Consider the following 13,822-nt stretch of genomic DNA (forward strand, 5'->3'; position numbering starts at 1 on the left):
AAAGGAAGGCCGCGGCCTTCCTCTTTTATTTGATTTCATTACAGTGGTCACATTTATTCCCGTAGCACTCATGCTGCTCCTCAATATCATGGCCACACTCCACACATTTTTTAGCTGGTAGGTTTTTGAAAAATTCTGTACTTTTAACTAACATTTTAACCCCTCCGTTTCTTATATTGTTTATAGTGTACTATAACAGGTGAAAATATGTCAATAACTGTTTTGTAACAAAGTAGCAAAAAAGTGAATTTTTTTTTCGTATCGATTATAGTAAGATTGGATGGGGTAAACCATTTAAGAGTTGTTATTTTTAAAGAAGTTTTAAATGACGGGAAAGGTGGTCCTATGAAAGTAACAGTAGTAGGTTTTTGGGGTGGCTTTCCAGCAGCAAATGAAGCCACAACTGGTTATTTATTTGAACATGAAGGTTTTCGTCTCCTAGTGGATTGCGGTAGCGGTGTACTAGCACAGCTTCAAAACTATATAACAATTGATGAACTTGATGCGATTATTTTATCTCATTACCATCATGATCATGTAGCAGATATTGGTCCTATGCAATATGCAAGACTAGTGACGAATGCCATACATAATCAACAAAAGGAACTGCCAATCTATGGACATACAGCTGACCAGGAAGGCTTTTCAAGATTGGAACACAAAGGGCATACAAAGGCGATGGCTTACAATCCGGATGAAGCCATCAAAATTGGTCCGTTTTCAATCTCATTTATGAAAACAAAGCATCCTGTTGTTTGCTATGCCATGAGAATTTCTGCTGGTGGACAAACGATTGTATTTTCCGCTGATTCTAGCTACATTAATGAGTTTATTCCATTTGCGAAGGATGCAGACCTGTTTATTTGTGAATGTAACCTATATGCGGACCAGGATGGTTCTAATATGGGGCATATGAATAGTACCGAGGTTGGGAAGCTTGCAGCTGCATCTAAAGTAAAGGAACTTTGGATAACACATTTGCCTCATTACGGCAATCATGAAGACCTTGTTAAACAAGCTTCAGAACAATTTAATGGTCTGATTAAATTAGCAAAATCTGGACTTACTTGGGAGTGAAAAAACGATGTTATTTATCGATAATAAAGGAATAAATGATCCACAAATTAACTTAGCCATAGAGGAATACGCTCTTAAAAATTTGGATATCAATGAAACATATCTATTGTTCTATATTAATGGTCCATCCATTATCATCGGGAAAAATCAAAACACGATCGAGGAAATTAATACTCAATATGTAGAAGATAATGGAATTAAAGTCGTGCGTCGCTTATCGGGTGGCGGAGCTGTTTATCATGATTTAGGAAACTTAAATTTTAGTTTTATTACAAAGGATGATGGAGAAAGCTTCCATAACTATAAAAAATTCACTGAACCTGTGATTGAAGCATTAAAAAAACTAGGTGTAAATGCACAGCTAAGCGGTCGAAACGATATCGAAGTTGAAGGAAGAAAAATTTCGGGAAATGCCCAATTTTCAACTAGAGGTAAAATGTTCAGCCACGGTACTCTAATGTTTGATTCTGAAATTGATCATGTTGTTTCAGCACTAAAAGTAAAAAAGGACAAAATTGAATCAAAAGGTATTAAATCTGTCAGAAGCAGGGTTGCAAATATAAGTGAGTTCCTAACTGAAGAAATTTCCATTGAGGAATTTAGGGAAATGCTGCTTCGCTATATTTTTAATACAGAAGGCGATATTCCCGAATACAAATTAACGGATAAAGATTGGGAGAAAATCAACGAAATTTCGAAGGAACGCTATCAAAATTGGGATTGGAACTATGGTAAATCGCCGAAATTTAATTACAAGCATACACACCGTTTTCCAGTCGGTTCTATTGATGTGCGCCTAGAGGTTCAAAAAGGGTTAATTGAAAATTGTAAGATTTATGGTGATTTCTTCGGAGTCGGTGATGTCGGGGACATCGAAAATCGACTAAACGGAACAAAGTATGAAAAAGCCGAATTAGAGAAAGCATTGGAAGATATCGACATTCAGCATTATTTCGGAAAAATTACCAAAGAAGATTTTATAAATTTAATTTACTAAATTTATAAGGCAGGCGGGTAATCTAGTATAGATTCTTGCCTGACTTTTTTTAAAAAAAGCATAATATCGTCTTGATAGAAAAACTTTCTTTCAATATAATATATTTAGAATATTATTTTTTACAATCTAATGAATGACTATTCATTCATTAGATTGACTAAAGGAGGGAGAATTTTGAATTTATCATCACGACTAGGGGAAACAGCAAAGAAATACTTCGAAAAACCAGCATATATTTTTCAAGGAAATGCAAGTACATATGCTGAATTAGATGGAGCAGTAACAAAATTTGCAAGTGGTTTAGAAAAGCTAGGAATCAAAGAGGGTGATCACATTGCACTTGTTTTGGGGAATACTCCACATTTTGTGATTGGCTTTTATGGTGCACTTCGTTTAGGAGCAACAGTTATACCAATTAATCCAATTTATACACCTGATGAAATTGGATACATTGTTAATAACGGTGATGTAAGGGCTATCATAACGTTAGACTTACTTGTTCCACTTTTTGAAAAAGTGGATGAACACCTTCCAAAAGTTGAACATCTTATTGTATGCGAAACGCCACAGGGTGCAGAAAGTGAGCTGGATGTCTCAAAGCTTTCCGTCTACCCTAAGTTGAAATCGTTTACAAAAATAGTGGATTCAGGAGAACTTTCATTTGTTGGACCAACCTTGGACGATGATGATGTTGCTGTAATCTTATACACATCCGGTACAACGGGTAAACCAAAAGGGGCCATGTTGACTCATATGAACTTGTATAGTAATGCTCGGGATGTTGCGGAATATCTAAAGATTTCCGATCAGGATAGAGTGATTACTACATTGCCGGTGTTCCATGTTTTTTGTTTAACAGTAGCGTTAAATGCACCATTAATGAATGGTGGAACAATGTTGATTGTGCCTAAGTTTAGCCCAAAAGAAATTTTCAAAATTGCAAAGGAGCATAAGGCGACTGTTTTTGCAGGGGTACCGACGATGTATAATTTCCTTCTTCAGTATCCAGAAGGAAATCCCGAGGATGTAAGTTCGTTACGCTTATGTATTTCAGGTGGCGCAGCAATGCCAGTTGCCCTTCTAAAAAGCTTTGAACAAAAGTTTAATGTTCTTGTTTCCGAAGGGTACGGTCTTTCTGAAGCATCACCTGTCACATGCTTTAATCCGTTAGATCGTCCTCGTAAGCCGGGTTCAATTGGGACAAACATCGTGAATGTTGAAAATAAGGTTGTCGACGAAAATGGTGACGAAGTTCCGGCCGGACAAGTTGGGGAACTGATTGTTCGTGGACCAAATGTAATGAAGGGCTATTACAAAATGCCTGAAGAAAGTGATGCAGCATTGCGAAATGGGTGGCTATACACGGGCGATTTGGCGAAGATGGACGAGGAAGGCTATTTTTATATCGTCGACCGGAAGAAGGATATGGTGATTGTTGGTGGTTACAATGTCTATCCAAGAGAGGTTGAAGAAGTTCTATACGCTCATCCAGAAGTAGTCGAAGCTGCTGTTGTTGGTGTTCCTGATCCAAATCAGGGCGAGGCGGTTCACTGTTATGTGGTGAAGAAAGACGCGAGTTTAACAGAGGAAGATCTTATTGCATATTGTGGTGAACATCTTGCTAAATACAAGCTTCCCAGTAAAATAGAATTCATAGAAGAATTACCTAAAAATACAACCGGTAAAATTTTGCGTCGTACTTTAAAGGATTTAGTGTCAAAATAAGAGGGAGAGCAGGTCAATTCGGCCTGTTCTTTTTTCTAATTTTAAAGGAATTTTTCTTTTGAAAGCGAAATAGGATGTAAGCGATATAAAAAACTTTGAAGAGGTGGACCCATGACTACAGTTTTATACCGGGTTGAAAACCATGTTGCGACTGTCACACTCAATCGTCCAGAGGCACTGAACTGTTTTAATTATGAGATGCTTAAAGAATTTAATGAAGTTGCTGAACAAATCCGTACAAATGCAGAAGTTCGAGTTGTTATCATTACTGGCTCAGGTGAAAAAGCATTTAGTGTCGGTGCTGATTTAAAGGAGCGAAAAACATTAAATGATGAACAGGTTAGAAGAAATGTATATAAAATAGGTGAAGTTTTTGCGAATATTGGAGATTTGCCACAGCCGACAATTGCCGCAATCAATGGCTATGCATTTGGTGGCGGTATGGAGCTTGCATTAGCCTGTGATTTCCGGATATCAGCTGTGGATACATCTATGGGACTAACAGAAACGAGTCTGGCGATTATTCCTGGGGCTGGGGGAACTCAACGACTTCCGCGTCTAATTGGTGAAACAAAAGCACTGGAGCTTATCTTAACTGCTAAACGCCTAAGTGCACATGAAGCGAAGGAATATGGAATTGTTTCAAGTGTTGTTGCCCGAGATGAATTAATGGAAGCTACTATGAAGCTAGCAAATGAAATGCTGAAAAATGGTCCACTTGCTATACAACAAGCGAAATTTGCGATTAAACAGGGGATGAATACTGATTTACATACAGGCTTTAAATTAGAACGTAAAGCATATGAAGTGATCATACCTACTGAGGACAGAGTCGAAGCACTGGCTGCTTTTAATGAAAAAAGAAAACCAAATTTTAAAGGGAAATAATTAAAGGGGCGCTATGAAGCCATTTACCGAAAATGTTATTCAAATTATTAAGCAAATACCACCTGGAAAGGTGATGACGTATGGGCAGATTGCAAAAATTGCAGGGAGCCCTCGTGGTGCGAGACAGGTTGTACGTGTTCTTCATTCGATGAGTAAAAAGTACAATCTACCTTGGTTTCGGGTCATTAATTCTAAGGGGGAAATCGCTATCCGTGATGAAGAAACCCACGATGCCCAGATAATTTTTCTTGAGGATGAAGGGGTAGAGGTTGTTGATGGTGCTGTTGAACTAAGTAAATATCAGTATCATCCTAAGTAAAAGGCCCGGAACAATCCAATCTGTTCGTTTTGGGGTACTTTTCAAAATTACGTGCTGAAATAATAATGAGAGTGAATTGCAAGGTAAAATAAGGGGAAATTTTTCCACTAAATTCCGAATGTGGCATGCCTTGGAGGATATAAGGGAGGTTTTTCCTTTTATTCGAAGGAAAATCCCCCATTTTCACGTTTATCGGGTCAATAGGTGGATTTTTTCCCTCTATTTAAGCAAACCTTTATGTTTTTTGCTAAATAAGCGAACTTTTTCCCTCTATCTATCTGAAAGGATGCCTAATTTGATCTCCCACTTGTTACATCTCCTCCGGTGCTTTTACTCCTAGTAACCGGAGTCCTTCTTTAAGAACAATTGTAACGGAACGTACCAATGCAACCCGGTCATTCATTTCGTCGTCTTTATGGAGGACTTTTACATGGCTATAATATTTGTTAAATTCTTGAGCGAGTTCAATCATATATTTTGCGATTACAGATGGCTCATACAACTGCATGCTTCTTTGGACCATAGTTGGGAATTCAATGAGTAGCTTCACAACCGACCAGCTATGGGAATCAGATAGTCCTTTTGTCGGAAAATTCAAAACCGCTGCCTTTCGTAAAATCGAGCAAGCCCTCGCATGGGTGTATTGCACATAAGGACCAGTCGACCCTTCAAATTTCAGCATTTCCTCCAGGGAAAATTCGATATTATTGAGTCTATCATTTTTTAAATCATGAAAAATGATGGCACCAACACCGACATTCTTCGCGATTTCTTCTTTATTTTCCAAGTTAGGATTTTTGACGTTAATGTTTCGTTTAGCAAGGTCAATGGCTTCTTCAATCACTTGTTCTAGAAGAACAATTTTACCTTTCCGTGTCGACATTTTCTTTCCATCCTTTAGGATGAAGCCGAACGGAACATGAACCATATTCTTTGCCCATCCAAATCCCATTTTTTCGAGTACTAGAAAGATTTGTTTAAAATGCAGACTTTGTTCATGGCCAACCACATAGATTGCTTTCTTGAAATGGTAATTTTCTTGACGATAAATAGCGGCTGTTACATCCCGAGTTGCATAAAGGGTTGCTCCGTCAGATTTCTTAATTAAGCATGGAGGAAGACCAACCTCCGATAAATCAACCACCTCGGCTCCATCTGATTCAGACAGCAAATTAATTTCATTCAGCAATACAATTGCCGCATCCATTTTATCATTGTAAAATGCTTCACCGTTATAAGAGTCGAAAACTACACCAAGTAAGGAGTAAATCCGTGAAAATTCTTTTAATGACTCCACTCTAAACCAGCGCCAAAGAGATAAGGCTTCTTCGTCTCCATCCTCGAGTTTTTTGAACCATAACCTTGCTTCATCATCAAGTTCAGGCTGCGTCTCGGCTACCGAGTGGAAACGCACATAAAGCTGGAGCAACTCGGTGATTGGATTTTTTTGAACCGCCTTCTTGTTACCCCAAAGCTTATACGCGACAATGAGTTTTCCGAATTGTGTTCCCCAATCACCAAGATGGTTGATTCGAATTGGCTGATAGCCACATTTCTCTACAATATTAGCTAGAGCATTACCAATGACGGTTGAGCGCAAATGTCCCATTGAAAAAGGCTTTGCAATATTTGGTGAGGAAAAATCAATGGTAATGGCGCCACCTTCACCAATATCTTCGCTTCCATATTGAGAACCTTTAGTAAGAATGCTTTGAAGGATGTGTTTACTCACCTCTTCTTTGTTAAGAAAACAGTTTACATATGGCCCTTCTGCAACAACTTTTTCAAAAAGTGGTTCCTGTATCGACGGAGCTATTTCCTGAGCGATAACCACCGGGGCTTTTCGGTATTGCTTCGCAAGTGTGAAGCACGGGAAAGCGAGATCACCTTGTTCCTGAAATTTTGGTTTTTCAATTAACTGTAATACTTCATCATAAGTTAAAGCATCTTGAAGGCATTTTGATAGTGCTTCAGCATATATTTCTATGACATTCATGTTCAAAACCTCCTAAATAAAATAAAAAAAATCCCGTCTCTAAAAAAGAGACGAGATTTACCCGCGGTACCACTCCAATTGTCCATCAAGAACCTTCTTAATAAGTAACGGGTTCCCCCGGCACACCCTACTTTAGGAAGTCCAAAAAGTCCGGTGAAAATGACACATCGAATTTCATCCTCCTTTTTGAACAACAAAAATATTTTCAGGCGGCTTCTCAGAAGTGCGGTTCATCTTGACTTCGCCATTGGGCTTCCACCATCCCCAACTCGCTATTGGCTTACATCAGGACTACTCTCTTCATCATAGAATTTCAAATATATTCCATACATATTACCGGATTCCACTAAAGAAATCAATAAGTTTTTTCAAAGCTCAACTTGTCTAAAATGGATTATATTAAAAGAGGTGTTCTAACTGGCCTTATTTTTAACTAAAATACTAGTAATAGGGGTTGTACACGAAGGGGGACAGCTTGGTGAAAAAAGTAATTGGTTGGTCACTTGGAATTTATTTTGTATTTGGTTTATTTATAGCATGGTATTTATTTTTTGGAGCAAATACGGACATCCCTGCCCAGTTAAAAGGAAGTCCGGCAGATCCACAGACGTTCATGAATGAACGTGAGCTATTATTAAGTGAAGAGTATTCACAAATTAGGAATCTTTTGTTTTTCCTGTCCATACCATTTGAATGGCTAATTTATATTCTAGTCCTTGCGATTGGTATATCGGCAAAGTTCCGTGATTGGTCAAAGGTATCAGCGAAATTTTCAATCCTACAAACTGCAATTTATCTGTTTTGGTTATCCTTGTTAGTAGAAGTTTTATCATTTCCACTTTCTTGGATTAGCTATAATCTTTCAAAAAAGTACAATATAACGATTCAATCTACACAAAGCTGGATGAAGGATCTTCTAATCGATTTTTGGGTCAATTATGCATTAATGATTGTAATTGTAGCTGTCTTATTCTGGTTAATTCGAAGAAATGAAAAAAGATGGTGGTTTCACGCATGGCTTCTGTCGATTCCATTTTCAATGTTTCTCATGTTCGTCCAGCCGGTCATTATCGACCCACTCTATAATGACTTTTTCCCATTAACAGATAAAGAGTTGGAAACGAAAATTCTTGAGATGGCGGACCGTGCAGATATCCCGGCAGACCATGTATTTGAAGTGAACATGTCTGAAAAGACAAATGCGCTAAATGCATATGTAACAGGAATTGGCTCTAATTCTCGGATTGTGCTTTGGGATACGACGCTTCAGCGTCTAAATGAAAATGAAATATTATTCATTATGGCCCATGAAATGGGACATTACGTGATGAAACATATTTATTTTGGAATTGCTGGATATTTGATTTTAACTTTAGTGGGACTATTTATTATTAGCAAACTTATGACCTTCATGATTCGGAAATGGGGCAATATGTTTAAAATCTCAAGTGTCAAAGATATTGCAGTTTTGCCAGTGTTTTTATTATTAATATCGGTATTAAGCTTTGTTTCGGATCCAGTTTCAAACGCTGTTTCAAGACATCAGGAAAAAGCAGCCGATCTATATGCGCTTGAAATGACAGAGGATAACAAAGCGGCAGTATCGTCATTCCAAGAATTATCAAGAGCAGGACTTAGCCAAGTAAACCCTCCATTCCTAGTAAAGATTTTTAGATATGGTCACCCAACAATGCTTGAACGAATTACGTATACCAATGAGTTTAAAAAGAGTGAAAAATAAACACATGGAGCCTTGTTTGCAGAACGATTTCTGCCGCAAGGCTTTTTTATTTTTAAGGTTGTTGTAGCACAGAATGTTAAATTTAATAATTGTTATATAAAAATTTACAGAAAAATGTTCCATTTTTGGAAAGTCTGTTATATAATACTTTTAGTATCAACAAACTGTATTATAACAAAATGTGAAAGGAGTTTTCGAAAAAATGTCGATTCAAACCTCAGGAATTCAAATCACAGGAAAAATGAATGAGCAGTTTGAAAAAATCTTGACACCTCAAGCATTAAACTTCATAGAGAAGCTAGAACGGAACTTCGGAGAAAGAAGAAAACATCTATTGGAAAAGAGGCAGCAAAGGCAGGAAGAAATCGATAATGGGATCATGCCAACATTTTTAACTGAAACAGAACAAATTCGAAAAGGGGATTGGACAGTAGCACCGATTCCGAAAGACCTGCAGGACCGTCGAGTTGAAATTACTGGACCTGTTGACCGTAAAATGATTATTAATGCACTGAACTCTGGAGCAAAGGTATTTATGGCGGATTTTGAGGACGCTAATGCTCCAACTTGGAAAAACGTAATCGAGGGTCAAATTAATTTACGGGATGCTGTAAGAAGGACCATTACATTTGAAAATCCAAAGGGAAAAAAATATCAGTTAAACGATCAAATTGCAACCCTTGTTGTTCGTCCTCGAGGATGGCATTTAGAAGAGAAACATATTGAACTTGATGGAAAGAGAATTTCGGCAAGTTTACTAGATTTTGGACTTTATTTTTATCATAATGCTAAATATTTAATTGGGAATGGAAGCGGGCCTTATTTTTATCTGCCAAAAATGGAAAGCCATCTGGAAGCAAGGCTGTGGAATGATGTTTTTGTCTATTCACAAAACGAATTGGACATCCCGCAAGGAACGATTAAAGCTACCGTATTAATCGAAACGATTCTTGCAGCCTTTGAAGTGGATGAAATTTTATATGAACTAAAGGAACATTCTGCTGGGCTTAATTGTGGGAGATGGGATTATATTTTTAGCTATTTAAAGAGATTTAGAAATGTGGAGAATGTAATTTTACCTGATCGATCAGAAGTCACGATGACAGCTCCATTTATGAATGCATATTCACAGCATGTCATTAAGACGTGTCATAAGCGCGAATGTCATGCAATTGGTGGAATGGCCGCCCAGATACCCGTAAAAAACAATCCACTTGCAAATGATGAAGCCTATAAAAAGGTGCGTGCGGATAAAGAACGTGAAGCAAATAATGGTCATGATGGTACATGGGTTGCACATCCGGGGCTTGTGCCAATTGCGAGGCAGGTTTTTAATACTGTCATGCTAGGATCTAACCAAATTGATAAAAAACGTGAGGATGTTCAAGTGACAGCCGAGGATCTTATCGCTGTTCCTAATGGTAGCATAACAGAGCAAGGTGTACGTACAAATATCAATGTAGGTATTCAATATATTGAATCATGGCTTCGCGGACATGGTGCTGCACCGATTCATAACCTTATGGAGGATGCGGCGACGGCTGAAATCTCTAGAGCACAATTATGGCAATGGATTCGCCATCCGAGAGGGATCTTACAGGATGGAAGAAAGGTGACTCTTGAACTTGTTCAACAACTTAAAGCAGAAGAGCTTGAGAAAATTAAACAAGAAATTGGGATAGAAGCATTCGAAGCTGGTCGTTTCTTGGAAGCCACAAGTCTATTTGAGGAATTAGTGATAAATGATGAGTTCATAGAATTTTTGACTTTGCCTGGTTATGAAATTTTATAGATTACAAGACTAAAAGGAGGATTAGAAAATGACAAATGAAAGAATTCAAAAATTACAAGAAAGCTGGGAAATGGAATCAAGATGGAAGGGAATAGAAAGAACATACAGTGCTGAGGATGTCATTCGCTTACGAGGTTCAATCGATATTGAGCATACATTGGCACGTAGAGGGTCTGAAAAGCTATGGAATCTTCTTCAAACAGAGGATTATGTTCATGCACTGGGAGCATTAACCGGAAATCAGGCAGTTCAGCAAGTAAAAGCAGGTCTTAAGGCAATCTATTTAAGTGGCTGGCAGGTTGCGGCAGATGCAAACCTTTCAGGACATATGTATCCGGACCAAAGCTTGTACCCCGCAAACAGCGTTCCAAGTGTTGTAAAGCGGATTAACCAGGCTCTACAACGTGCCGATCAAATTCATCATTTGGAAGGGGATGGTGATACAGATTGGTTTGCCCCAATTGTAGCAGATGCTGAGGCTGGATTCGGGGGGCAGTTGAATGTATTTGAGCTTATGAAGGGCATGATTGAAGCAGGCGCTGCTGGTGTCCATTTTGAAGACCAGCTATCATCTGAAAAGAAATGCGGACATTTAGGTGGAAAGGTGTTATTGCCAACTCAAACAGCGGTACGAAATTTAATTTCAGCACGACTTGCAGCGGATGTAATGGGTGTTCCAACAATATTAGTGGCTAGAACAGATGCGGATGCAGCAGACCTGATTACAAGCGATATCGACCCCGTTGATCAGGAATTTATTACAGGTGAAAGAACGCCTGAAGGCTTCTTCAGGACGAAAGCGGGACTTGACCAAGCAATCGCACGCGGTCTAGCATATGCACCATATGCAGATTTGATTTGGTGTGAAACATCCGAGCCAGACTTACAGCAAGCCAAGCGTTTTGCGGATGCCATTCATGCAAAGTTCCCTGATAAGCTATTAGCCTATAATTGCTCTCCGTCATTTAACTGGAAAAAGAAGCTTGATGAAGAGACGATTGAAAACTTCCAAAAAGAAATCGGAAAGATGGGTTACAAATTCCAATTTGTTACATTAGCTGGATTCCACGCTCTAAACCACAGCATGTTTGAATTGGCTAGAGGCTATAAGGAAAGAGGAATGGGAGCATATTCAGAGCTTCAGCAAGCCGAATTTGCAAGTGAAAAGCATGGTTATACAGCAACTCGCCATCAACGTGAAGTAGGAACAGGTTACTTTGATGAAGTTGCTCAAGTCATTACGGGTGGGACTTCTTCAACAACCGCTTTAAAGGGTTCAACAGAAGAAGCGCAATTTACAAAGTAATTGAGGCATGAAAAAACTGGCTAACTTTCGTTAGTCAGTTTTTTTACGAAGTTTTATTTTATCATGTTTTGCTAAACAGTCTCCGGTATTCTGCCGATGCCTCCATAAATAATCCTTCATTTCTTGTATCAATTGCTTGATTAACCTTCGTCTCCAAAAGCTCTTTTTTTCGTTTGAATAGGCTCTCATCAATAATCATTTGAATATATATGTCAAATACCGTTTCTCTAGGTGAATTGCGGTTTTTAGTTTCTCGTGACTTCATGACCTCTGAATATATTTTTCTGTTTTTCATGAAAGCTCACCCCTAAATCCTTTTTATTAGTATATTTAGGGAGATACTTAAAATCAACTGAATTTTTAGACTTTTTTAAAATTTATTTGGAATAATTGAAATTTTTGTATGATATGTTGGATTTACATGCATGATAATAATGGAGGTGGAAATAATGAAAAATCCAAATGAGCATTCAAACAACGATATCCCAATGAATACACCATTAAATCCAGTTTTCGGGATGTCAAACGTACTTGATACAAATAATCCTTTTCTTTCGGAATCTGCCTATGCTGGTGATTCGATTGATGAGCATACAACATTAGAACAAGCAAATGCCTATCTTGCGGAAAAAGAACTGGGTCAAATTAATGAAAATTCATAGTAGATGCCTTAGTGGACTTCTTTTAAAAGCGCTCTTGGGATAGAAAAGAGCATTTTAAAAAGAATTCCACTTTTTTTGTGAACATTTTGTGAACAGTATAGTTATAAATACCTAGAAATGATATTATGAAAATGCTTCCACTAGTTTAAAAATTAAAACAATTAGAAGGGGGATGAATGAATGGGAGTGAAGACTACGAATTATTTAGTGGAATATGAGATTAACCCTGACACAATGGCGGTACTTCCAATTGAAATGGGGAATAATACTTGTTCTAGGGTGATTGAGGTAGAAGGTGAATATGTCGTCGCTATGAAACCTACTGAAATCGTTGACCGAAGCTGTCGTTATTTTGGAAGCTCACTTAAAGGACGGCAAGAAGGAACGCGTGATATTATGGGGGTTACCCATAAGGCGCCAATTATTGTGGAAGCATCTAATAAGATTTTTCTATTTCCGACTGCTTCTCCAACAAAACATGACTGTGCATGGCTTTCACATCATTATGTCTCAGAGTGTGAGTATAGTCTGCATGAGAAAACAACCGTTATCTTCACAAACAAGCAAGCGATTCAACTTCAAATCTCGAAGGGGTCCTTCCAAAACCAACTCCATAGAACTGCACAACTGCGAACGATTGTTACTAATCGAATGGATAAACCAAATAAACGCATTAATTTTGTGATCAATCCTCAAAACAATGAAAGTCTACTCAATAGATCTGATCCTAAAAAATAAAAAGAACAATAAATATTTTTCCCTATTTTATAATTGTCCAATATTACTCACTGGTATTTTTTTCGATAAAATAAGATTCAAGCAGTTGTTGAACTTCATTTCGAATCCGTGGGTTAAAGTAGTTATGCTCCTCTTCATAGCCTCGATACATGAATGAAAATAAGGTAAATGCCTCATCTCTCTGTTTTTCCCATACCTTCATATTTTTCTTTTTCATTTGTTGTTTAATTGTGTAGAGGTCTTTTTGAACTTTCTTCATTGTATGTTCAAGCAAATGGAGATACGGCTTTTTTAACTTAAGGCCAGCTGTTTCTATTGCTGAAAGATCACGATTAAGGATGGTTAGAACCATTGGTAAAAAGATGGCTTTTTCAAAAAGATTACGGTCATCCTCGGGTATTCTTGTCATGATTATCCCTCTTTCAAGAACATATGTTTGTACATATAATACAATATTTTTTTAGGAGAATCAAGAAACATGAAGGGAAATATATTTCTAGTGTCGAAATATATTTAATTGTAGTGCATAATGAGGTAGTACTATTCTACTTTGACAATTCTGTGATAAAGGATGGGAGAAG

14 protein-coding genes and 1 other annotated feature are annotated in these 13,822 nt (G+C 37.8%); of the genes, 10 read left to right on the plus strand and 4 right to left on the minus strand.

Annotated features, from left to right (window positions below; genetic code table 11):
- Positions 1 to 25: 25 nt before the first annotated feature.
- Complete coding sequence (gene yhfH / locus LKW28_RS00870; RefSeq protein ID WP_229138450.1) at positions 26 to 154, minus strand: protein YhfH; 129 nt, start codon at positions 152 to 154, stop codon at positions 26 to 28.
- A gap of 191 nt (positions 155 to 345) precedes the next feature.
- On the opposite strand from yhfH, the gene LKW28_RS00875 reads away from it, so the two are divergent.
- The 5 genes from LKW28_RS00875 (at position 346) to LKW28_RS00895 (ending at position 5,006) form a co-directional block, all read left to right on the plus strand.
- Entirely contained in the window at positions 346 to 1,077 is a 732-nt protein-coding gene (locus tag LKW28_RS00875; protein ID WP_229138451.1) for an MBL fold metallo-hydrolase, read from the plus strand.
- 7 nt (positions 1,078 to 1,084) lie between these two features.
- Complete coding sequence (locus tag LKW28_RS00880) at positions 1,085 to 2,074, plus strand: lipoate--protein ligase (RefSeq protein WP_229138452.1); 990 nt, start codon at positions 1,085 to 1,087, stop codon at positions 2,072 to 2,074.
- Between the two features lie 174 nt (positions 2,075 to 2,248).
- A complete protein-coding gene (locus LKW28_RS00885) occupies positions 2,249 to 3,799 on the plus strand; it encodes a fatty acid--CoA ligase family protein (RefSeq protein WP_229138453.1) in 1,551 nt (516 codons plus the stop codon).
- 111 nt (positions 3,800 to 3,910) lie between these two features.
- On the plus strand, positions 3,911 to 4,687 hold the full coding sequence (locus LKW28_RS00890; protein WP_229138454.1) for an enoyl-CoA hydratase: 777 nt from the start codon (positions 3,911 to 3,913) through the stop codon (positions 4,685 to 4,687).
- A 13-nt stretch (positions 4,688 to 4,700) separates the two neighbouring features.
- Complete coding sequence (locus LKW28_RS00895) at positions 4,701 to 5,006, plus strand: MGMT family protein (RefSeq protein ID WP_229138455.1); 306 nt, start codon at positions 4,701 to 4,703, stop codon at positions 5,004 to 5,006.
- A 310-nt stretch (positions 5,007 to 5,316) separates the two neighbouring features.
- Here the strand turns inward: LKW28_RS00895 and argS are convergent, their stop codons facing one another.
- Positions 5,317 to 7,002, minus strand: a complete 1,686-nt coding sequence (argS, locus tag LKW28_RS00900) for an arginine--tRNA ligase (RefSeq protein ID WP_229138456.1) — start codon at positions 7,000 to 7,002, stop codon at positions 5,317 to 5,319.
- Positions 7,003 to 7,045: 43 nt separating this feature from the next.
- Positions 7,046 to 7,318, minus strand: a binding site (T-box leader).
- Between the two features lie 162 nt (positions 7,319 to 7,480).
- On the opposite strand from argS, the gene LKW28_RS00905 reads away from it, so the two are divergent.
- From LKW28_RS00905 to aceA, 3 genes are all read left to right on the plus strand, one after another.
- Positions 7,481 to 8,743 carry a M48 family metallopeptidase gene (locus LKW28_RS00905; protein WP_229138457.1) on the plus strand — a complete coding sequence of 421 codons (1,263 nt, stop codon included), beginning with the start codon at positions 7,481 to 7,483 and terminating at the stop codon, positions 8,741 to 8,743.
- Between the two features lie 202 nt (positions 8,744 to 8,945).
- The gene (aceB, locus tag LKW28_RS00910) at positions 8,946 to 10,535 is read left to right on the plus strand and encodes a malate synthase A (protein ID WP_229138458.1); all 1,590 of its coding nucleotides are present in this window, start codon (positions 8,946 to 8,948) and stop codon (positions 10,533 to 10,535) included.
- A 28-nt stretch (positions 10,536 to 10,563) separates the two neighbouring features.
- Entirely contained in the window at positions 10,564 to 11,841 is a 1,278-nt protein-coding gene (gene aceA / locus LKW28_RS00915) for an isocitrate lyase (protein ID WP_229138459.1), read from the plus strand.
- Positions 11,842 to 11,902: 61 nt separating this feature from the next.
- On the opposite strand, the gene LKW28_RS00920 is transcribed toward aceA, so the two are convergent.
- Positions 11,903 to 12,136 (minus strand): IDEAL domain-containing protein, encoded by a 234-nt coding sequence (locus tag LKW28_RS00920; RefSeq protein ID WP_229138460.1) that lies wholly within the window; start codon positions 12,134 to 12,136, stop codon positions 11,903 to 11,905.
- Positions 12,137 to 12,290: 154 nt separating this feature from the next.
- Here LKW28_RS00920 and LKW28_RS00925 point away from each other — a divergent pair, with 154 nt between their 5' ends.
- Together LKW28_RS00925 and LKW28_RS00930 are read left to right on the plus strand one after the other, a co-directional pair.
- The gene (locus LKW28_RS00925; RefSeq protein WP_229138657.1) at positions 12,291 to 12,503 is read left to right on the plus strand and encodes a hypothetical protein; all 213 of its coding nucleotides are present in this window, start codon (positions 12,291 to 12,293) and stop codon (positions 12,501 to 12,503) included.
- 180 nt (positions 12,504 to 12,683) lie between these two features.
- The gene (locus LKW28_RS00930) at positions 12,684 to 13,241 is read left to right on the plus strand and encodes a competence protein ComK (RefSeq protein WP_229138461.1); all 558 of its coding nucleotides are present in this window, start codon (positions 12,684 to 12,686) and stop codon (positions 13,239 to 13,241) included.
- A 43-nt stretch (positions 13,242 to 13,284) separates the two neighbouring features.
- Here LKW28_RS00930 and LKW28_RS00935 read toward each other — a convergent pair whose 3' ends face one another.
- The gene (locus LKW28_RS00935; RefSeq protein ID WP_229138462.1) at positions 13,285 to 13,650 is read right to left on the minus strand and encodes a hypothetical protein; all 366 of its coding nucleotides are present in this window, start codon (positions 13,648 to 13,650) and stop codon (positions 13,285 to 13,287) included.
- Positions 13,651 to 13,822 lie beyond the last annotated feature (172 nt).

Origin of the sequence: Bacillus sp. REN16, assembly GCF_020731355.1 — a bacterium.
In the GTDB taxonomy this organism is placed as follows: domain Bacteria; phylum Bacillota; class Bacilli; order Bacillales; family Bacillaceae_L; genus Ferdinandcohnia.

Excerpts from the sequence above, each read along its gene's own strand:
- aceA (WP_229138459.1), top strand. The coding sequence starts at position 10,564 with ATGACAAATGAAAGAATTCAAAAATTACAAGAAAGCTGGGAAATGGAA.
- aceB (WP_229138458.1), top strand. The coding sequence starts at position 8,946 with ATGTCGATTCAAACCTCAGGAATTCAAATCACAGGAAAAATGAATGAG.
- LKW28_RS00880 (WP_229138452.1), top strand. The coding sequence starts at position 1,085 with ATGTTATTTATCGATAATAAAGGAATAAATGATCCACAAATTAACTTA.
- yhfH (WP_229138450.1), bottom strand. The coding sequence starts at position 154 with ATGTTAGTTAAAAGTACAGAATTTTTCAAAAACCTACCAGCTAAAAAA.
- LKW28_RS00930 (WP_229138461.1), top strand. The coding sequence starts at position 12,684 with ATGGGAGTGAAGACTACGAATTATTTAGTGGAATATGAGATTAACCCT.
- LKW28_RS00895 (WP_229138455.1), top strand. The coding sequence starts at position 4,701 with ATGAAGCCATTTACCGAAAATGTTATTCAAATTATTAAGCAAATACCA.
- LKW28_RS00890 (WP_229138454.1), top strand. The coding sequence starts at position 3,911 with ATGACTACAGTTTTATACCGGGTTGAAAACCATGTTGCGACTGTCACA.
- LKW28_RS00935 (WP_229138462.1), bottom strand. The coding sequence starts at position 13,650 with ATGACAAGAATACCCGAGGATGACCGTAATCTTTTTGAAAAAGCCATC.
- LKW28_RS00925 (WP_229138657.1), top strand. The coding sequence starts at position 12,291 with ATGAAAAATCCAAATGAGCATTCAAACAACGATATCCCAATGAATACA.
- LKW28_RS00875 (WP_229138451.1), top strand. The coding sequence starts at position 346 with ATGAAAGTAACAGTAGTAGGTTTTTGGGGTGGCTTTCCAGCAGCAAAT.
- LKW28_RS00920 (WP_229138460.1), bottom strand. The coding sequence starts at position 12,136 with ATGAAAAACAGAAAAATATATTCAGAGGTCATGAAGTCACGAGAAACT.
- argS (WP_229138456.1), bottom strand. The coding sequence starts at position 7,002 with ATGAATGTCATAGAAATATATGCTGAAGCACTATCAAAATGCCTTCAA.